We start from the raw sequence: 19,804 nt of genomic DNA on the forward strand, positions 1-19,804 counted from the left end.
TATCTACAGAAAGCCATACTCGTTTGAGTAGCGCAGCATCTGTTCGTCATAAGCCTCCATATAGTCGAGGCGCACATCTGTAGCGTTGCCTTTGCTGTCGCTCACAATCTCCATCTTCGGGTTCAGGAAGCCCTTGTACGGTGCTATGCCGAGCGACTTGTAACGTACCAGAAGTTCTTCGTGCAGCTTCGGCTCCACGTGTATTGCGTAATGCTCTACGAGTTGCTTTGCCGCCTCGAAGTCACCTTCGCTCTTTATGCGCTGTATCTCTGCGAGCAACTTAGCAAACGCCTCGCGCAACATCTCGTAATCGCTCACCTCCACGTAGGTCTTCTCATCGTGCTTCACGAGTCTTACTGCCGATGGATAGTGCTTCAGCGTCCAGCGGGCAATGAGTGCTCTGTTGCGCATATGCGCTTCTTCTATTTCGTTTCCCGGCTGAATGCGTGTGAGCTGAGTAAGCAGACCGTTCATCATGTATGTGTAGTACTGCGACTTGTATGCTTCTGCATCTGGCACAAGCCCAAGTTCGACGAGCTTTGCGTCGGCTATGTAGTACAAGCCGAACAAATCGGCACGTGCTTCCTCTATTGTGCTACCGTACGAACCGAGTGCGTCTGCCGACACTCCTGCGAGCAGTTGTCCCGATCCGTGTCCGAGACATTCGTGCAGGTCGGTATGCAGGTCGTCGCACACGTCACCATATTTCTCAATCATGGCGCGTGTCGCTTCGTCAGCCACGAACTCTTGCAGAAATCCATTGCCCTTCGCCGCCTGATTGTATGCGTGTGTCAGATTGCCTATCGTTATGCTCTTCGATCCGTATTGTGCTCTTATCCAGTCGGCATTGGGCAGATTGATGCCTATCGCCGTTGACGGATATTCGTCACCACCAAGCATAGCCGAGCACACCACGTTTGCCGTCACACCTACTACCTGCGACTTGCGAAAACGTGGGTCTACAGGCGAGTGGTCTTCAAACCATTGCGCATTCTTGCTGATTGTCTGCGTGCGCTGAGTTGCCACCAGGTCTTTGTACGTCACGATGCCTTCCCACGATGCCTTCATACCAAGCGGGTCGCCATACACTTCAATAAAGCCGTTGATGAAGTCGATGCGTCCTTCGTGCTCTTTCAACCATTCTATCGAATAGGCATCAAACTTACTGAGGTCGCCTGTTCGGTAGTAGTCTACGAGCATACCGATTATCTTCGTCTGAAGTTCGTTCTCAGCCACTTCCGATGCCTTCTCCAGCCAGTACGTGATGTGCTTTATTGCCTCGCCGTAGAGTCCGCCTTCGTGCCAAACGTCTTCTTTCAGCGTACCGTCGGCAGTCTTTCGGAGCGTGGAATTAAGCCCATACGAAATCGGCATCGGGTCGTTCTCGTCGCGCATGGCGTCGTAGAAGCGTTCCGCTTCCTGCTGCGTCACTCCATCGTAGTAGTTGCATGCAGATGTCTGCACGAGGTCGTCACCGGCCTTCTGGTTCACGCGCTTTGGCAGAACCATCGGGTCAAATATCACCTTGCAAAGCTCATCGATATTCTCGTCTTCGCAACCGCAACAATCCACAACCTGTCTGAAGTATTCCTCAGTAAAAGCTGGTACAAACTTCTCGCAGCCGTAATGGTGGTGTATGCCGTTCGAGAACCACACTCGCTTGAGATATGTCTCCAATGCTTTGTACTCTTCGGTCGTGCGGTCGCCTTCATAGCGTTTGTATATGGTCTCAAGCACTTTGCGTATGCGCAGATTATAACGTCCGAACTGGTCGGTAGTTATGTCACGACCGCAGAGCGTTGCCTTAGCCAAGTAGTATATGTATAGCTTCTGACGCAGGGTCAGTGCCTCAAAACCATCGAGACGATAGCGCAGCATCTGTATGTCGGCAAACCGCTCGTCGGTATATCTGAATTGTTCTGTCATTGTTTACGTTTAGAGGTTTTCACATTCTGCCAGCCATAACGCACTTGATGCGTCGGTAGGCATACGCCAGTCGCCACGCGGGCTAAGGCTCACGCTGCCTACCTTCGGACCGTCGGGCAGACACGAGCGCTTGAACTGCTGGTTGAAGAATCTTCTTACGAATGTCTTCAGCCAATGCTTTATCACTTCGTCAGAATAGAGGTCTTTGCTGAACGCATGGCGTGCAAGCATGTATATCTTTGCCGGACTGAAACCGAAGCGCATGAAGTGGTAGATGAAGAAGTCGTGCAGCTCGTACGGACCTACGAGGTCTTCTGTCTTCTGCTTTATGTTGCCATGTTCATCGGCTGGAATCAGCTCAGGCGAGATAGGCGTGTCAATGATGTCGAGCAAGGTTGCTCTTGACTGCTCGTCTACGCTGTTCTCTGCCACATGGCTCACGAGATAACGTATGAGGGTCTTCGGTATGCTTACGTTCACACCATACATCGACATGTGGTCACCGTTGTATGTTGCCCATCCGAGTGCCAGCTCGCTCAAGTCGCCCGTACCGATAACCATGCCGCCCAACTCGTTGCTGAGATCCATGAGTATCTGCGTGCGTTCGCGTGCTTGTCCGTTCTCGTATGTCACGTCGTGTACGTTTATATCGTGACCGATATCCTCGAAGTGCTGCATCACGCTCTTGCGTATGCTTATCTCACGTACAGTGATGCCCAAACCCTTCATAAGCGTCATGGCGTTGTTGTATGTACGATCTGTTGTTCCGAAGCCTGGCATCGTAACACCCACAATGCCCTTGCGGTCGTAACCCAGTTTGTCGAAGGTCTTAACGCAGACAAGCAGGGCGAGTGTAGAGTCAAGACCGCCACTGATGCCAATCACGGCACACTTGCAATGAGTGTGTACCAGGCGCTTTGCTAAGCCACACACCTGAATGCTGAATATCTCGTCGCACGAAGCGTACATATCGTCGTTCTCCGGTATAAACGGATGTGGGTCGACATAGCGAAACAGTTCGAATCTTCTTTCGTCTGTTTCGTCTGCATCGAACACTCTGGCTTTATGTCCACGCTGGGCATGTACGAACGAAGTGTTTCTTCTGCGCTCTGTACGAAGCTTGTCCACGTCTATCTGGCTCACCACGAGCTGTTCTTCCAACGAGAAGCGTTTCGACTCTGCCACCAGGGTACCATTCTCGTAGACGAACGCATTGCCGCCATAAACCACGTCTTGCGTACTCTCGCCGAAGCCGCACGAGCTATATACGTAGCCGCATATCAGTCGGGCACTCTGCTGCGCAAGCAGGCTCTTAAGGTAGGCGTTCTTGCCGATGAGACCATCGGATGCCGAGAGGTTAAATATGATGTCGGCTCCCGACAGCACGAGGTTGTTCGACGGGGGCAATGGCGACCATACGTCCTCACAAAGTTCTATGCCGAACTTCACGCCGCGTGCCGTCTTGAACAACGTTTCTTCGCCACTCACGCTCACCCAACTGCCGGCGTAGCCAATCACAACAGATTCTGTAAGGTCGTCTGACGAGGCAAACCATCGCTTCTCGTAGAACTCGCCGTAGTTGGGCAGAAAGCGCTTCGGCACAATACCCAGCACCTTGCCGTGCTGACATACCACGGCGCAGTTGTACACGCCGCCGCCAATGCATACCGGCGCGCCAACAACGCTTATCACATCACAGCGCTCTGTAGCCTCAAGCAGGTCGGCAATCTTCTTTTCCACACGATCAAGTAAAGCCTGTTGTGCAAAGAGATCCTGACACGAGTAACCCGTAACCGACAGTTCGGGGAATACCAAGATCTCCACACCGCGCTTATCTGCGTCTACAACAAAGCGTTCTATCTGCTCTACGTTGTAGTCTACATCGGCAACCCTTACTTGAGGTATCGCCGAAGCAACAGTTATATATCCGTAATTCATAAAAGCCCTTTTTTCTCTTTTACTTTCAAAAGTTTTGTGGCTGCGTGGTATGGGCAAGATGCCCATACCTCCTACTTTTTACTCTTTTACTTTTATCGTATCATTACCTGCGTTGCTCCATATCCATACTCTTGGAACGAAGCATCTTGGTATCTGTAGTTCTTATATCTGTATCTCAGTTCGTTCACGATAGCATGGCGCAACACGCCCTCGCCCTTACCGTGTATGAATACGATACGCTTGCCCTTGTTATGCTTGTTCTCCTCGAGCGTACGGCGGAAGTAGTCGAGTTGGTAGTTGAGGATATCTGCCGAGCCCATGCCTACCGTAGTCTCCAACAATTCGTCGGCATGAAGGTCTACCACCAGAATATCGTCGCCATTAGCGCGGTTGTTACGATGCGACGCAGAAGTGTTCAGACTGCTGTTCTTCAACTTCTCCATAGCGTTCTTCATCGCCTCGCCTCCTTTGTTCTCGAGCTTCTTCTCGTCCTTCTCCTCGTCTACGTATATCAGCTTTTCGGCATCAACTGGCTTCAGCTGTGCAACACCGTCGTTCTTAACAACGGGGTACAGCAACGCCGGAGTCTCAAAGAAATCGTTCTTCTGGAAGGTATGCAATTTGTAGAACTTCACCTTGTCGATGCGGAACTGCACGTCGCAAACCGGCTTAGCCACAAACTCCTTGTCACGCTTGAACGAAAGCAGCTGGAAGCGCACGCGGTCTATCTCGTTCAGGTCTTCAAGAGCGAAACTCTCCACGTACATCTTCATGTTCGGCTCCAATTCTCCTTCGCCACGCAACTTGTACGAACCTCCCTCTACGCTCATATACAGATAGTGAACGTAGTAGTTGCTATCGTTCACAAGGTAGCAGGCGAAACTGGTCTTAGAGAAGTTTTGCACATCTTCTGGCACGAACGCACAGTAAACGTTCAGCACGTTGCCGCCCTTGCGCTCTTCCACCTTCGCCTTGTACGTGATTTCTCTGTCCGCTGCGTCATACTCGTCTTCGTCTTCCAGCACGTCCTCGTCCATCTGGTTTATCTTCGCCTTCACCGACATGTTGAACGTATCGGGGTCGGCTGCCGTCGGCTCCTCTGCCCCACTCTTCTTCTGTATTGACTTCGATATCGAGTAGTCGTCGCTACTGCTCATCACTACGAGGTCTGATATAGGTGTCGGAATCTGGAAACCGTCCTCGTCCTCCACCAACGCTATATCTTTACCTTGAAAACCGGCAATGCGTCCGCCGCCGATATCACTAAGGAATTGTACTTTGTCTCCTATTTTCATTTTACTTTACTTCTTTACTTTTAGACATCTTCATAGGGTGCGTGGCATGAGCAGGATGCCCATACCTCCTACTTTTACTTTTTTACTCTTTTCCTTTTAACTAAGGTATCAGCAACGAACTGTCGCCATAGCTCAAGAATCTGAAATCGTGCGCCAGCGCATAGTCATACACCTTATGCCAGTCGCCATGCAGGAACGCACTCACCAACAGCAGAAGCGTGCTCTGTGGCTGATGGAAGTTCGTCACCAACATCTTCACGATTTTATACTCATAGCCCGGCGCAATGATGATCTGCGTGCTCGAGTGCAGAGCACTCAATCCGTGCTTGTCCAAATAAGCCACGATATTCTCCAAAGCCTTCATCGGTGTCACGCCCTTCGCAGCCTCATTCTCGTACGGTTCCCACTGATTCACGTGCAGCTCTTCCTCCGAGAGGTCCATGTTCTGCTCCAGCTTCACGCCCATATAGTAGAGGCTCTCCAGCGTGCGCACACTTGTCGTGCCCACAGCAATCGCCTTCGCTCCATGCTTTATCAGTTTCTCGAGCGTCTCTCTATGCACACACACATACTCGGTATGCATCTCGTGGTCCTGAATTTCCTCCGACTTCACTGGTTTGAACGTACCAGCACCAACGTGCAGTGTCAGTTCCTCGCGGTCGATGCCTCGACGGTCGATTGCCGCCAATACCTCTGGTGTGAAATGCAGACCTGCCGTTGGAGCTGCCACAGAACCCTTCACCTTCGAGTAAACTGTCTGATATGTCATCTTGTCGCTCTCCTGCGTCTCGCGGTTCAAGTACGGCGGAATAGGTAGCTCGCCCACAGCGTCCAACAACTCTGCAAGCGACACCTCAGCGTTGTCCCAAGTGAAGCGCACTCTGTAGCTCTTGCCCACGTCCTCAAGACGCTCGGCCTTGAGCGTCACCGACTCGCTGTTCACATCGAATGTGCGCTGAAGCACCTCACCCTTCCACTTCTTCAGATTGCCAATCATGCACAGCCATTCGCATTCGCCTCGCGTCTGGAACATCTGCTCGTAGTCAGCCGGAGCATACGGCTCAAGCAGGAATACCTCTATCAGTGCTCCAGTAGCCTTGCGGAAGTGCATACGCGCCTGAATAACACGGGTATTGTTGAAAACCATCAGAGCACCCTCGGGCAGATGATTAGCTATGTTGCAGAACGTGTCTTCCGACACTTCACCGTGCTTATACAATAATAGTTTGCTATGATCGCGCTGCGCCAACGGGAACTTAGCAATACGCTCGTCCGGCAACGCATAATTATAATCCTTGATATGTATGTGTTTTGTCTCCATAATCGTTTTCTTTGTCTACAGCCCTAAAAATAAGGCAATACTATCTAAATCCCACAAAGTTAATTATAAATTCTGACATACATATCCTATAGCACAATATTTTTGCAAAATTCATACACGCATAATGCACAACATTGTCGACATAACAGAACTTATACGAATGCGCATCATGCTCTATTATTGCATACAACTGCTACAAAGGGGTATTTAAAACTAAACTTTTGTCATCGTTCTCCGAACGCAGTCCGATCAGATTGCGAACGCAGCCCAATCGGATTGCGAACGCGAACGGATCGGACTGCGTTCGGAGAAGAATGACTTTTGCATTGATTTCGCTCTATTTATATAATCATATTGGCCTACAATGCGAAGACCAAAAGACAATTGATTTTAATGCAGCACTCCACGTAGAACAGCGTAGATTAATGTGAGAACTATCACAAGCATAACAATATCAACATCAGAGTGGCTAAAACCACTTGATGTGTACTGTGTAGATACGAAGCGTTTCGACTGAGAGAGTTTCTCTCTGAACTTATAATAAACAAAATAGACAACACATCCTACCGTGCCACCCCATAATAATCCAACAGCGATATCAAGCGGATAATGAACACCAAGATACATACGTGTGTAACAGCAGACGAGCGACCACACAAGAAGGGAAATACTCAATATGCTACTGCGCACAAGTAAGCAGAAGAACACTGCAATAGAGAAAGTGTTGGCTGCATGTGCTGAGAAAAAACCATACTTACCATTGGCGCAATATCCATCAACAAGCTGCACAAGATTACATAGCGAAGGGTCATTACAAGGACGAAAGCGTTCTACACTGGGCTTAACAATGCCGTCAGCAATACCATCAGCAAGCAAAACGCAGAGCGCAGCACATGCCACAACGAGTACGATTTGTCCCATCGTCTCGCGGTTCTTTACCACAAGATACAGCAAGGCAACGTACATAGGTATCCAAGTGAAGCCCGAAGTAAGAGCTATCATCAGTCCGTCAACAAACTGCGAACTGCTGCCATTGAGTGCGAGAAGGAGGTCGGTGTCGGCCTGTAAGAGGGTATCCATATTCATTTTCGCTGAGTTTTTATCAAATTACTTCTACTGAGTTCTTTGGCAACCAGCCTTCTTTGCCGTCATCAAGGCGTACACCATACCAGGCATTCATCGAACTATCGGTAATGGTGAGACGTGTGCCCTCATGGATAACGAAGGCATCTGAACTACTCTCCGCAGGCGTTGCCTTTACATTGAGCGTTGGCGTGAGAACTATGGCGATGTTATGTTCTGAAAGGGCAACCTTGCGCTGATAAGCGAATAGGAGTCCTAACACAAAAATCAGAAGTCCGACAAGTGCTCCGAAGAAACCAATCTTACGCAGAAGAATATTACTGCCGAAGAGATATGCCAATATCAGAATGAGAGCAAGCACAAAGGCTGAAACAGCGAGGATAGCCCAAGCATCAATGCTCATAAGATTCTGCAGCGAGTGATACCACGTAACGAAGAACATCTCATCAACAGGCACTACTTTGTCGATGGTCTTACCACGAAGAAACTGAAGATTGTAACGAGTATCGCTATCGCCTGGATTAAGGCGCAAAGCACGTTCGTAGGCAATTATCGACTGTGTGATATTACCCAAACGATACTCACAGTTGCCGAGGTTATAATAGAGTTCTGCGCTCTCCCCTACCTTCAGCAGTTTGGTATAGCACTCTGCAGCTTGCTGATAATCGCCCTTTGCATAAGCAGCTGCGGCAGTTTCACTGCTATCGCCCTGTTGAGACTTTGCGGTGTCTACAGAAGCATTTACAAAGCCACTAAAACACAAAACCACAAACAGCAAGATTATTCTCACCGTATCACCACTGTTTCTCTTCACCATCTTGTCACGCAAGACACCATCAATCTCCGTAATAGCTATCATTGCACTATCGTATGTCTTAGTCATATTGCCCTCGGCACTACCTGGGGCATAACGTTCGTACTCACACTCATCAAGAGCAGAGATGAACTTTTCTATTATCTCTGCATTAATATTGTGTGCAGCAAGTTGCTCACTTATATTTTCGCGTGAGAGTTGCTCTACAGGCATGTTCAGTTTGTCACCTACATAGCCCCAAAGTGCACGCAATACCTCATCATAGAACTCGTTCTGCTTGCCAGCGGTGAGCAACTTATAGGCAGTTTTAAGACGCTTGGTAGCCACCTTGTTGGCGCGTTTACCACGTTTACCCACGATATCAGCGTTCTCTACCGCCTTCTTGTGGAAAATAGCCACAAGAGCTACAAACAAAACAAATGGCAGAAGTAGCCATAACAAGAATGAAGTAGAACCAAAGAATAGTTTCTCGGTGTCAATTGTATCATAACCGCCCTGCTTTATCGGCTTAATATCAGTCTGCTGAACAGCCGAATAATCGGTAACAGAAGTGCCCTTGCCGTCGCCTGGCTCCACCTTAATGGTAAACGGCGCAGTTTTCACTGTCTTATACATGTTGCTCGATGTGTCGTAATAAGTAAGCGACACAGCAGGGATGGTGTAGTTACCCTGATTGCGAGGCACAACGAGGAAGTCGTACACCATATTGCCTTCCAATCCGTTGGTTGTGAGTTTTGTCTTGTCGGTCACCTTCGGGTCGTACTTGTCGAAGTCCTTCGGGAAGGTAACCACGGGCTGCTTGATGAGCTTCAGGTTGCCGTTGCCACCTACCACTACACGCAATGTAACTGGTGCGCCTGCCTTCACTGTGTTATTCAACAGCTGCGAAGATATTGAAAAGCGACCTACACCACCCGAGAAGTCGGCTGGCTTCTGCGGCAGTGGGTCTACCTGTATATCAATAGCTGGTGCTACGATATTGCGCTTTACTTCTATGTATCCAGATCCGCCGTTGAAGAACGCCTCAAACGGGTCTACATTGCGGTTTTGCATAACCACAACGCCCTTGAACGTAAGGCTCGGTATCGTCATCTTGCCCGTCATCTGCGGATACATAACATACTGGCTCCACGTTACACAACGATAGTTTCTGCCGTTCAGCTTCTCAATGTGAAAACTCTTCTGCTGTGGCAATGGTATTTCCTGAGTATGGAAGCCTTTCAAGTCGGGCATCTTACCATCAAGAGAAGTAAGGTCAACGAGAGTGTACACCTTATACGTAAGCAAAATAGGCTCTTGCTCGTGTACGTGTTTCTTGTTGGCAGTCACCTTCACGAAGAGGTCTTCCGAAGATATTCTGCCACCCGAACTGTGCGAAGGCGAAACTGCGTCATCGTGCATATTGGGAGCCGACGAACCGTTGTTGCGTGTGGCGCCCGACACCTGTATGCGGAATGGCCGCGAGGCGATTGTCTTGCCGCCTGCCTTGGCGTGTGCTGCACCTATGGTGTATGAGCCAGCTTTCTCCGCATAGAGCGTGTAGGTATATGTTATCGACGACGAGCGGCTGGTATGTCCGTTCACAATCTGATAGCTCGACTGCTGCGATGTGTACGGACCAGCTATCACTTCCAGACCGGAAGGGATGGAAGCCGAACGGAACTCGTCTACCGACACATTAGCTATAGTGTACGACACACGGAAGTTCTCACCAGTTGCAACGTGTGTGGGGGCAGAAACAGAAATGTTTTGCGCACATACCGAGAGTACATACGCAAAACATGTCAGTAATAGTGTGGTTATCTTCTTATTCATTCTGAATGATGTATTTTTATGTGGTCTACCAGTTTTTCTGCAACTTGCGCGATCTGTTCTGACGCATGGCGTCCTTTATGCGTTGCTGTGTCTGCTGCTCCTGCTGCATGGCGGCGTTAAGCATCTGCTCGGCGTTCTCCTTGCTCATCTTTTCCTGCTGCTTCTGCTGCTGTTGCTTTTGGTTCTTGTCTTGTTCTTTCTTTTCCTTGCTCTTGTTCTCGCCCTTGTTCTGCTGCTTCTTTTGCTGTTGCTTGTCCTTGTCCTGCTTGTTCTTTTTCTGCTGGCGCATGCAGAGCGCAAGGTTGTAGCGGGTCTCGTTGTCAGACGGGTTGTTGCGCAGACTCTCCTTGTATGCCTCCGCAGCCTCGCCGTACATCTTCAACGACTGGCATATCCATCCGATGTTGTGGTATGCCATAGCCTTACGCTTCGGGGCGGTCTCTATCTTGCCAGCATGCTCAAACTGTTGGATGGCTGCCGAGTCTTTCTTCTGCATGAGCAATGCGCAACCGAGGTTGTAGAGCGCTTGCGGATTGGACGGATTCTTGTCTACTGCCTTGCGGTATTCTGCCTCTGCCTTTACATAGTTGTCCTGCTTGAACCAACGGTTGCCGTAGCGTATGTGCTGGCGGTCGGTCTGCGCAAAGCCTACCAATGCCTGAATCATCAAGATTGAAAGAACTAAAAACTTCTTCATGTTGAATATCGTTTATTTCTTGAATAGTCTAAAATGTTTGAACAACGGATTCTTCTTCTCCATGATGCACGCCTCCACTATCAGCAAAACGAGCAACACTATGCAGAACGACTGGAACTGCTCGGCGTACTCGCTGTAGATTACGCTCTCTGTCTCACCCTTCTGGAGCTTCGAAAGCTCGTCGTTCAGCTTCTCCTGAGCGTCGTTGGTGTTGTCTACATGGATGTATGTGCCACTACCGGCACGGGCTATGTCACGACACATATCCTCATTAAGTGCCGACATAACGATGTTACCGGTGTTGTCGCGGATATACTCACCACCCCCAACGGGTATCGGAGAACCATTTGTGCTACCTATGCCGAGAATGAATACATTGATGCCTTTCTTACGCGCTTCCTTTGCTGCCTCCAATGCTCCGCCTTCATGGTCTTCGCCATCAGTGATGAGTATGATAGCCTTGCCTACACCCTGCTGCTGAGTGAAACTGCTTGCTGCTACGGAAAGGGCACGTGCAATGTCGGTACCCTGAGTAGAGATTAGTGCCGGACTTATGCCATGAAGGAACATCTTTGCTGAAACATAATCACTCGTGATTGGCAGCTGAACAAAAGCATCGCCAGCAAATACCACAAGACCAATCTTATCGTTAGTGAAGTTGTCAACAAGATTCTCTACAAGCATCTTGCTCTTATCCAAGCGCGAAGGTGCTACGTCCTGTGCCAACATCGAATTACTAATATCGAGACAAATGATTGTCTCTATTCCGTTGCGCTTCTCGTTGCTTATCTTGGAGCCCATCTGTGGACGAGCAATAACAACCACAAGCACAGCTACAGCTGCCATCGTAAGCCAAAACTTCACACGGCGACGCATGGTCGAAGCGTCGGGCATAAGCTGACGTACAAGATCTTTGTCGCCAATGCGCATTATCTTCTTCTGCCTGCGCCATAGGCTATAGTATCTGACCGCTACGAGCACTACTACAAGCCATAGCAACCATAAATATTGGGGGCTCTCAAATCTGAACATTTTCTTAACTTTGAATTTTGAGTTTTAATATGGGCAAAAACCAAAGGCTACGCCAACAAAGAACCTTAAGGTATCCGGCGAAGAACAGTAAAGCGCAGCAGAAACTCTGCCACAAGCAGAAACAATGCTACGATGGCAAATGGCTGATAAGCCTCGTAGTGCTTGGAGAAGCGTTTCACGTCCATCTTTGTCTTCTCGAGTTTGTCGATGTCCTTATATATTTGCGACAGTTCGCGGTTGTTGGTAGCACGATAAGAGTTGGCATTCGTTATCTGTGCTATCTCGCTCAGAGTCTTCGTGTCTATCTCTACCGGCATATTCACATACTGAATGCCTCCAGCTACTGGCACGGGATAAGGTGCCACCTTGTTAGTTCCTACAGCAATGGTGTATACACGCACACCAAGACTGTGCGCTATCTCCGCACTCGTCATTGGCGAGATGTCGCCCATGTTGTTACTGCCGTCTGTAAGCAGGATGACCACCTTGCTCTTTGCCTTCGATTCCTTCAATCGCGACACGGCGTTTGCAAGTCCCATACCAATGGCAGTACCATCTGAAATGATGCCACGTGCGGCAATGTCGGTGCGAACAGAACCAAGCAGATTGAGAAGCGAAGCATGATCAGTAGTCATTGGACACTGGGTGAACGACTCACCTGCAAAGATTGTTAGACCGATGTTGTCATTCGGACGACCTGCCACAAACTCTGCAGCTACATTCTTAGCAGCCTCAAGGCGATTGGGCTTAAGGTCTTCTGCCAGCATAGATGTCGACACGTCCATAGCAAGCATGATGTCGATGCCTTCTACCGACTTATTGTCCCAAGAGTTGCGTGTCTGAGGACGTGCCATGACGCACACAATCATCACAAAAGCAAGGCAACGCAAAAACATCGGTGTATGCACGATGCGCTGTCGCCAACTTTTAGGTACCTTGTAGTAAGCCACCACTGTGCTGACACGCATCGTAGGTTCGCTATGCTTACGATTGCGCCAATACCATATTATATAAGGTATCAGCAACGTGAGCAGTATAAAGTATTCTTTATTTACAAATTCCATTGTTGTATATTACTTTCGTTACGTATCGTTAGACTCTACATAAGGAGCAACCACACACGATAAATCACATAACCTGCAAGTCCGACGATAGCGACAGCAATAGCGCAAAGAAGCACATTAAGCATGACGCGTGTCTTGCGTGTACGCACCTCTTCCTCACTAAGTGTCGGTTCTATACGCTCTTCTGTAGGAGCATCCTCACGCTTGGTCTGGTCTATAAAGTTGATGGCGTTCAGAAGATTCATGTCTTTCTCGTTGAGAAGTGCCGAATATTTCGCAAACTTCACAAGGTCGGCAGTCATGAACAACTCGCTTAGCTCTGCAAGCATTTTCTCGTCGCCGGCACTACGCAGGTTTTCGAGAATCTCCGAAGAAGTCATCTCCATAGCGTTGAAACCGAAACGCTCGCGTATATACTGGCGCAAAGTGTCTGTAAGCTGCGTATAGTAAGCCTTCTGGTCGTAATCGGCTGTATGCGACTCGCCCTTCAAGCGGTTCATCTCGTCCAATGCCTTCTTGTGTGGCGGCACTTTCTTCACGATACGTATGCGGGCAATAATCGGTTTGTTCTGCTTCAGACGTACTATAACCCATGAGCCTAACGCAATAAGTAACAACACAATAAGCGTCATCCAAATAAGCGGCATCCACTCTGCCCAAAGGAACGGATTGTCCTGTACAGACTTCGGTGGAAAGAACTTATCCATATTGAGAGTATCGACATCGCAAGTGATTACCTTAAGTGCTACGGGGTTCGACTTGTAGCTCTTGCCGTCTACCTTTACAGTGATGCCTGGTATAGCATACAATTGCTCATCGAAGCTCGTAAGTGTGAGTATCTTTTTCACACTCCAATAACCATCGACAACTGCCGTATCACCCTTTGTATCATCCAACACCTCAACGCCTGGCACAAGATATTGCGACCGCTTATAGTGTGGATACACAATCTTTGCACCCTGGCGAGCCGTGATGGTAAGTTGAAGATGTGCCTGTTCGCCAATCATTATCGCCACAGAATCGATCTTAGCCTCAACACCTACCTGCTGGGCGGCAGCCATCGTGAGTGATGACACGAACAATATGAGAGTTATTAATCTTTTCATTGCTTAACTGTTTCTTGATGAGAACAAAGTCATCATCGCTTTCACGAAATCCTCATCGGTAGCCACAGACATCCAGTCGACGTTTGCCTGAGAGAATGTCTCACGAAGTATTGCCTCACGCTCCTTCCAATAGCGTGCATGAGCAGCACGCACTTTCTTGCTTGAGGTATCGATATACATCTCACTACCCGTTTCTGCATCCTGCACCTTCATAAGTCCTACGTCAGGCAGTTGCTTTGCCCATCGGTCGTACACCTGCACAGCCATAAGGTCGTGCTTGCTGTTGGCTATCTGAAACTGCTTTAGGAAGTCCTTGTTGTCGTAGAAGTCGCTGATTACGAACGCTGTTGTGCGACGCTTCATCATACGTGTGAAGTAAGCCACCGCCTCGCCTATGTCTGTCTTGGTACTTTGTGGGTGAAAGTCGAGCATCTCTCGTATAATATACAGGATGTGCTTACGTCCCTTCTTTGGCGGAATATACTTCTCAATGCGATCGGAGAAGAACACCACACCAATCTTGTCGTTGTTCTGCATGGCACTGAAGGCGATGGTAGCAGCAATCTCGGTAGCCATCACCGACTTCATACACTTGCGTGTGCCGAAGTCGAGCGAACCCGAGACATCAATCAACAACATAACGGTGAGTTCGCGTTCCTCCTCAAACACTTTCACGTAAGGCTTGCGGAAACGTGCTGTGACATTCCAGTCTATGTCGCGAACGTCATCGCCAAACTGATACTCGCGAACCTCGGCAAACGCCATACCCCTACCCTTAAAGGCAGAATGGTACTGGCCTGCGAATATGTTCTGGCTCAGACCCTTCGTCTTGATTTCTATCTTACGAACCTTTTTAAGTATCTCTGACGTTTCCATTGTCTTATGTTTAAGGCACCTCTACCTTATTTATTATCTTAGATACGATCTCCTCACTTGTGATGTTGCTTGCCTCAGCCTCGTATGAGAGACCTATGCGATGGCGCAGCACGTCGTGTGCAACGGCACGCACATCCTCTGGCACTACGTAGCCGCGACGCTTGATGAAAGCATAGGCACGCGCTGCCTTTGCAAGCGAGATACTTGCACGTGGCGAGCCACCGAAGGTAATCATATCTTTCAGTTCGCCCAAACCGTACTTCTCAGGATAACGTGAAGCGAAAACGATGTCAGCAATATACTGCTCAATCTTCTCGTCGATGTATACCTCTTCAACCACCTCGCGAGCCTTCAATATTTCCTCTGCTGTAGTTACGGGCAACACCTTCTTCTCCTCACCTCGCAGATTCTCGCGAATAATGAGTTTCTCCTCCTCAAGTGTAGGATAGCCGATAACCACCTTAAGCATGAAACGGTCTACCTGAGCCTCAGGCAACTGATAGGTTCCCTCCTGCTCAATAGGGTTCTGCGTAGCCATTACGAGGAACGGATTAGGAAGCTTGAATGTCTGCTCGCCGATTGTTACCTGATGCTCCTGCATAGCCTCGAGCAAGGCGCTCTGAACCTTAGCCGGTGCACGGTTGATCTCATCGGCAAGTACGAAGTTCGCAAACACCGGACCCTTCTTCACCTGGAAGTTCTCGTCTTTCTGCGAATAGATAAGCGTACCAACAACGTCGGCTGGTAACAAGTCGGGGGTAAACTGGATGCGGCTGTAGTCGGCATCGATAAGCTGTGAGAGAGTCTTTATGGCGAGAGTCTTTGCCAAACCGGGCACACCCTCCAGAAGGATGTGGCCATCGCTAAGGAGCGAAATAAGCAACGACTCGATGAGGTGTTTTTGTCCAACAATCACTTGGTCCATACCAGTCACCAAGTTGGTGACAAAACTGCTTTGCTGTTCTATCCGAGCGTTAAGCTGGCGGATATCTATTGATTCTGACATAATAGTTTATGTTTAATATTTACTCGTTAAATCTTGCACGACCATTACAGCCGCACCATAAATTAAGCGCAAAATTACAGAAATAATAAAACAGAGGCGAAATATATAGACTAAAATATATTAAATAGTCGAAACATTTCACTAATATTGAACAATCTTAAATCGATTTGTCAATTCTGCATACACGCGTTGAACGGGGAAACCCATTACATTATAATAGCTACCATCCAATCCTGTAACACCGATATATCCTATCCATTCCTGAATGCCGTAGGCTCCTGCCTTGTCGAATGGTTTATAGTGCTCAATGTAATAATCTATCTCGGCATCTGTCAGCTCCTTGAACGTAACCCCCGTCACAACCGAGAAGCTATGCTGCTCCCGTTTTGTCTTCATGCAAACACCAGTAACGACATGATGAGTGCGTCCGCTTATCTTGCGCAACATAACATGAGCCTCAGCTGCATCATGCGGTTTGCCGAGTATGTCGTCACCAACAATCACAATCGTGTCGGCAGTTATCACGAGTTCGTCGTCAGCCACTTCATACGCAGCAGCCTTCTCACGCGCTATATACTCTGCAACATCCTTTGACGGTAGTGTATCGGGATACGACTCGTCAACACCTTCTATTACTTTCACTTCAAAATCGATGCCAAGACCAGCAAGAAGCTCTCTGCGTCGTGGCGAATTGCTTGATAATATAATCTTCATCTTTGTGTACTATTGCTTGTTGATTACTTCCATCTGTTGACGTACCGACTCCTCATGAACGAGTTCGAATATATGCTTGACAAACTCCGAGTCCATACCGAACAGTTCGCCTTGTGCTCCACGCTTGTCTATTATCTCTTTGTATCGATTAGCCTGCAGAACTGTCATATTATGCTCTTTTTTATAGCAGCCTATCTTGCGACAGATGTTCATACGATTGGAGAGAAGTTCAACAAGATTGTTGTCGAGAGCATCTATCTGCTCACGCAAGCCGTGTATGCCTTCTATGTCAATATGTCCGTCGCGAATTGTAAGTTGCGACAATATATTATAGAGTTCGTCGGGCGTAACCTGTTGTGCAGCATCGCTCCACGCTTCGTTCGGAGAGCAATGCGTCTCCACAATCAAGCCATCGAAACCAAGATCCATAGCCTGCTGACTAAGTGGAGCTATCAGGTTACGTCGACCACCAATATGACTGGGGTCGCAGATTATCGGCAACTCCGGTATGCGGCGGCGCAACTCTATAGGTATCTGCCACATCGGAGCATTGCGATATATCTTGTTGTCGTAACTCGAGAAGCCACGATGAATGGCAGCCAAGCGCTTGATGCCTGCCTGATTGAGACGTTCCATCGCTCCAATCCACAATTCGAGGTCTGGATTTATGGGATTCTTCACAAGTACGGGAATATCTACACCACTAAGCGAATCGGCAAGTGCCTGCATAGCGAAGGGATTGGCAGAGGTGCGTGCTCCTATCCAAATAATGTCGACACCATATTCCAACACAAGTTCTACATGCTCGGGGGTGGCAACCTCTGTAGCCACAGACATTCCTGTTTCTTCCTTCACACGCTTCAGCCACGGCAATGCTTTCTCGCCGTGTCCTTCGAAACCGCCTGGTTTGGTACGGGGTTTCCAAACACCAGCACGATACACGTTACAACCAAGCGAAACGAGTTGTCGGGCAGTAGACATAACTTGTTCTTCTGTCTCTGCCGAACATGGACCAGCTATAACAAAAGGACGCAGCCCACAGCCTTTTATATTTAGAGGGATTAAAGACAAATCCATCGTTTTCAGTTTAAAAGTTGTTATTTTACAAACAAATGTATAACAATTATTTCTATCCTACAAATAAATTATGATTAATTGCTACATTTACATCTTTTCATTGTAACTTTGCGCCTTAATAATAAGAATATTTCGTTTCGCAATATCCAAACATGAATAGTATAGATAGTAATAAAGCCGAAGAAATGCTGAAGCAAAAGGGCGTGCGCCCAACAGCTAACCGCATTCTCATTTTGAAAACGCTACACAACGAGCATCGCCCCATGAGTCTTTCGACAATGGAGACTATATTGTTGCCTATGGACAAGTCGAGCATCTTCCGCGTGCTGACACTCTTTCTCGAACACGACATTGTCCATGCCTTCGAAGACGGAAAAGGCGCACTCAACTACGAACTTTGCTCCCATCACGACTCGCACGACCATACTGCCGGCCATGCTCATTTCTATTGCGAGAAATGCACACGCACCTTTTGCTTGAACGACATTCCTGTGGAGCATGTTGACCTACCCGATGGGTTCAAAGCCAACTCCTTGTCATTTATCATTAAGGGCGAATGTCCAGAATGCAGCAGACGCAAGTAAAGGCTTCGACTATAACTTTATGTGATAAAGATCACTGGTTTTACCAACCGAAAGCTCTATTGTCTGCCATCCATTTTTCTTGTGCCTTAAGTACTTGCTCTATGATATCACGTCCCACTCCGCAACCGCCGCGACGCTGACTTATATACTTGCTTACCGACCTTATTTCCACACTTGCGTCCGCCGGGCAGCAAGGACAACCTACAAGCGACATCACCTCGTAATCAGGAATATCATCGCCGACGTATATAATCTCATCATCAGATAGTGAATATTTAGCCTTGAATTCTTTATAGGTTTTCACCTTCACGCTACAACCCATATACAGTTCCTTCACGCCGAGCATTTCATAACGTTTGCGCACAGCCTCGGTATTTCCACCCGTAATGATGCAGACAATCAGACCAATCTTGCAAGCATACTGTATGGCATAGCCATCCTTCAGATTGGCAGTACGCAGAGGTTCGCCCGTAGTATCGACGGTAACAGTATCGCAAGATAACACGCCGTCTACATCAAATATTACAGCACGTATCTTTTTCAAATCGTAATCAATCATTCTTCTAACCTAAATAGTTAAACACAAAGTGCCTATTCTCTATTCTTCAAGATATAATTCGACAGAACGCTATAGACCTCGCTCAGTTCCTTGTTGTCTTCGAGCATAGCAAGATGCTTGCTCACCACTCCCACATCTCCTCTTGAAGCCGGACCGGTCTGCGCTTCCCTTGGATGGAGTCGGTGAAGCTTTGCCACCGTTTCGTCGAGAAGTGGAAGCATCACATCAAAGCTAAGTCCGTGACGTTCAAGTATTTGTGCAGCCATAGCGTTGCACACATTGGCAAAGTTGCAGGAGAAAACTGCTGCTATATGAAGCCATTTGCGTTCAGACTCCGCAAGCTCTCGAACATTATCAGAGAGAAGTCGCGCCAACTCCATTATTATGTCCAAAGTATGTTTGTCGGAAGCCTCAACGAAACACGGAACAGTCCGGAAGTCCACCTCTTTTTGCTTCGAGAATGTCTGCATCGGATAAAGCACGCCATAATGTTCCGCTTTACCCGTGAACATACTCATCGACATTGTGCCTGCGGTATGAACAAAAACCCCATGCTTGCAATGAGCACAAAGCAAATCTATCACATTAAGCATAGCATCGTCTTTAACCGCCACGATATATACATCGGCATCTTTTACCACAGAGTCCCAATCACTTGTTGCACAAGTACCTACAGCATTTGCAAGTGTTTCTGCAGAAGCAAGCGTTCTGCTCCATATCTGCACCGGTGTTTCACCTATATTGGCAAGAGTCTTGGCAATATTGGTAGCCACATTGCCAGCACCTATCATTACTATTTTCATAAGTTCTTTTCCTGTTGTAGCTACAAAAGTAAACAAACTCGCAGAAAAAGCACAGCAAACGAGTCGATTTTTAAAAAAGATTTGCTATTTTTGC

The 19,804-nt window shown here is 48.1% G+C and carries 17 protein-coding genes; 1 reads left to right on the plus strand and 16 read right to left on the minus strand.

The annotated features are described in order from the left end of the window. Positions 1–3: 3 nt before the first annotated feature. From HMPREF0673_RS12685 to HMPREF0673_RS12750, 14 genes are all read right to left on the minus strand, one after another. Positions 4–1,926, minus strand: coding sequence for a dipeptidyl-peptidase 3 family protein (locus tag HMPREF0673_RS12685; RefSeq protein WP_007903230.1), 1,923 nt, complete (start codon positions 1,924–1,926; stop codon positions 4–6). A 9-nt stretch (positions 1,927–1,935) separates the two neighbouring features. Beyond that, positions 1,936–3,864: an NAD(+) synthase gene (locus HMPREF0673_RS12690; protein ID WP_040597042.1), complete on the minus strand. Its 1,929-nt coding sequence runs from the start codon at positions 3,862–3,864 to the stop codon at positions 1,936–1,938. A 92-nt stretch (positions 3,865–3,956) separates the two neighbouring features. Further along, positions 3,957–5,159: a DUF2027 domain-containing protein gene (locus tag HMPREF0673_RS12695; protein WP_007903232.1), complete on the minus strand. Its 1,203-nt coding sequence runs from the start codon at positions 5,157–5,159 to the stop codon at positions 3,957–3,959. A gap of 100 nt (positions 5,160–5,259) precedes the next feature. Then, positions 5,260–6,480, minus strand: a complete 1,221-nt coding sequence (locus HMPREF0673_RS12700) for an S-adenosylmethionine:tRNA ribosyltransferase-isomerase (protein WP_007903233.1) — start codon at positions 6,478–6,480, stop codon at positions 5,260–5,262. 390 nt (positions 6,481–6,870) lie between these two features. Further along, positions 6,871–7,566, minus strand: coding sequence for a phosphatase PAP2 family protein (locus tag HMPREF0673_RS12705; RefSeq protein WP_007903235.1), 696 nt, complete (start codon positions 7,564–7,566; stop codon positions 6,871–6,873). A 16-nt stretch (positions 7,567–7,582) separates the two neighbouring features. Next, entirely contained in the window at positions 7,583–10,192 is a 2,610-nt protein-coding gene (locus HMPREF0673_RS12710; RefSeq protein WP_007903236.1) for a BatD family protein, read from the minus strand. A gap of 25 nt (positions 10,193–10,217) precedes the next feature. After that, positions 10,218–10,889: a tetratricopeptide repeat protein gene (locus HMPREF0673_RS14945; RefSeq protein WP_007903237.1), complete on the minus strand. Its 672-nt coding sequence runs from the start codon at positions 10,887–10,889 to the stop codon at positions 10,218–10,220. 12 nt (positions 10,890–10,901) lie between these two features. Then, positions 10,902–11,921, minus strand: coding sequence for a VWA domain-containing protein (locus tag HMPREF0673_RS14950; protein WP_007903238.1), 1,020 nt, complete (start codon positions 11,919–11,921; stop codon positions 10,902–10,904). 65 nt (positions 11,922–11,986) lie between these two features. Next, positions 11,987–12,985 carry a vWA domain-containing protein gene (locus HMPREF0673_RS12725; RefSeq protein ID WP_007903239.1) on the minus strand — a complete coding sequence of 333 codons (999 nt, stop codon included), beginning with the start codon at positions 12,983–12,985 and terminating at the stop codon, positions 11,987–11,989. Between the two features lie 35 nt (positions 12,986–13,020). Next, entirely contained in the window at positions 13,021–14,091 is a 1,071-nt protein-coding gene (locus HMPREF0673_RS12730) for a BatD family protein (protein ID WP_007903240.1), read from the minus strand. 3 nt (positions 14,092–14,094) lie between these two features. Continuing rightward, positions 14,095–14,967, minus strand: a complete 873-nt coding sequence (locus tag HMPREF0673_RS12735) for a DUF58 domain-containing protein (RefSeq protein ID WP_007903241.1) — start codon at positions 14,965–14,967, stop codon at positions 14,095–14,097. A 10-nt stretch (positions 14,968–14,977) separates the two neighbouring features. Continuing rightward, a complete protein-coding gene (locus HMPREF0673_RS12740; RefSeq protein WP_007903242.1) occupies positions 14,978–15,973 on the minus strand; it encodes an AAA family ATPase in 996 nt (331 codons plus the stop codon). Positions 15,974–16,114: 141 nt separating this feature from the next. After that, complete coding sequence (locus HMPREF0673_RS12745; protein WP_007903243.1) at positions 16,115–16,687, minus strand: Maf-like protein; 573 nt, start codon at positions 16,685–16,687, stop codon at positions 16,115–16,117. Between the two features lie 9 nt (positions 16,688–16,696). Then, positions 16,697–17,764 (minus strand): bifunctional 3-deoxy-7-phosphoheptulonate synthase/chorismate mutase type II, encoded by a 1,068-nt coding sequence (locus tag HMPREF0673_RS12750; RefSeq protein ID WP_007903245.1) that lies wholly within the window; start codon positions 17,762–17,764, stop codon positions 16,697–16,699. 152 nt (positions 17,765–17,916) lie between these two features. Between HMPREF0673_RS12750 and HMPREF0673_RS12755 the strand changes: the two genes are divergently transcribed. Then, the gene (locus tag HMPREF0673_RS12755) at positions 17,917–18,348 is read left to right on the plus strand and encodes a Fur family transcriptional regulator (RefSeq protein WP_007903253.1); all 432 of its coding nucleotides are present in this window, start codon (positions 17,917–17,919) and stop codon (positions 18,346–18,348) included. 40 nt (positions 18,349–18,388) lie between these two features. Here HMPREF0673_RS12755 and HMPREF0673_RS12760 read toward each other — a convergent pair whose 3' ends face one another. Then, positions 18,389–18,907 carry a KdsC family phosphatase gene (locus HMPREF0673_RS12760; protein ID WP_007903255.1) on the minus strand — a complete coding sequence of 173 codons (519 nt, stop codon included), beginning with the start codon at positions 18,905–18,907 and terminating at the stop codon, positions 18,389–18,391. Positions 18,908–18,939: 32 nt separating this feature from the next. After that, complete coding sequence (locus HMPREF0673_RS12765) at positions 18,940–19,710, minus strand: Rossmann-like and DUF2520 domain-containing protein (protein WP_007903259.1); 771 nt, start codon at positions 19,708–19,710, stop codon at positions 18,940–18,942. Positions 19,711–19,804: the final 94 nt, after the last annotated feature.

Origin of the sequence: Leyella stercorea DSM 18206 (genome assembly GCF_000235885.1) — a bacterium.
GTDB lineage: Bacteria > Bacteroidota > Bacteroidia > Bacteroidales > Bacteroidaceae > Prevotella > Prevotella stercorea.

What these genes read in the sequence shown, in the direction of transcription:
- HMPREF0673_RS12685 (WP_007903230.1), bottom strand. Translation starts at nt 1,926, where the DNA reads ATGACAGAACAATTCAGATATACCGACGAGCGGTTTGCCGACATACAG.
- HMPREF0673_RS12690 (WP_040597042.1), bottom strand. Translation starts at nt 3,864, where the DNA reads ATGAATTACGGATATATAACTGTTGCTTCGGCGATACCTCAAGTAAGG.
- HMPREF0673_RS12695 (WP_007903232.1), bottom strand. Translation starts at nt 5,159, where the DNA reads ATGAAAATAGGAGACAAAGTACAATTCCTTAGTGATATCGGCGGCGGA.
- HMPREF0673_RS12700 (WP_007903233.1), bottom strand. Translation starts at nt 6,480, where the DNA reads ATGGAGACAAAACACATACATATCAAGGATTATAATTATGCGTTGCCG.
- HMPREF0673_RS12705 (WP_007903235.1), bottom strand. Translation starts at nt 7,566, where the DNA reads ATGAATATGGATACCCTCTTACAGGCCGACACCGACCTCCTTCTCGCA.
- HMPREF0673_RS12710 (WP_007903236.1), bottom strand. Translation starts at nt 10,192, where the DNA reads ATGAATAAGAAGATAACCACACTATTACTGACATGTTTTGCGTATGTA.
- HMPREF0673_RS14945 (WP_007903237.1), bottom strand. Translation starts at nt 10,889, where the DNA reads ATGAAGAAGTTTTTAGTTCTTTCAATCTTGATGATTCAGGCATTGGTA.
- HMPREF0673_RS14950 (WP_007903238.1), bottom strand. Translation starts at nt 11,921, where the DNA reads ATGTTCAGATTTGAGAGCCCCCAATATTTATGGTTGCTATGGCTTGTA.
- HMPREF0673_RS12725 (WP_007903239.1), bottom strand. Translation starts at nt 12,985, where the DNA reads ATGGAATTTGTAAATAAAGAATACTTTATACTGCTCACGTTGCTGATA.
- HMPREF0673_RS12730 (WP_007903240.1), bottom strand. Translation starts at nt 14,091, where the DNA reads ATGAAAAGATTAATAACTCTCATATTGTTCGTGTCATCACTCACGATG.
- HMPREF0673_RS12735 (WP_007903241.1), bottom strand. Translation starts at nt 14,967, where the DNA reads ATGGAAACGTCAGAGATACTTAAAAAGGTTCGTAAGATAGAAATCAAG.
- HMPREF0673_RS12740 (WP_007903242.1), bottom strand. Translation starts at nt 15,973, where the DNA reads ATGTCAGAATCAATAGATATCCGCCAGCTTAACGCTCGGATAGAACAG.
- HMPREF0673_RS12745 (WP_007903243.1), bottom strand. Translation starts at nt 16,687, where the DNA reads ATGAAGATTATATTATCAAGCAATTCGCCACGACGCAGAGAGCTTCTT.
- HMPREF0673_RS12750 (WP_007903245.1), bottom strand. Translation starts at nt 17,764, where the DNA reads ATGGATTTGTCTTTAATCCCTCTAAATATAAAAGGCTGTGGGCTGCGT.
- HMPREF0673_RS12755 (WP_007903253.1), top strand. Translation starts at nt 17,917, where the DNA reads ATGAATAGTATAGATAGTAATAAAGCCGAAGAAATGCTGAAGCAAAAG.
- HMPREF0673_RS12760 (WP_007903255.1), bottom strand. Translation starts at nt 18,907, where the DNA reads ATGATTGATTACGATTTGAAAAAGATACGTGCTGTAATATTTGATGTA.
- HMPREF0673_RS12765 (WP_007903259.1), bottom strand. Translation starts at nt 19,710, where the DNA reads ATGAAAATAGTAATGATAGGTGCTGGCAATGTGGCTACCAATATTGCC.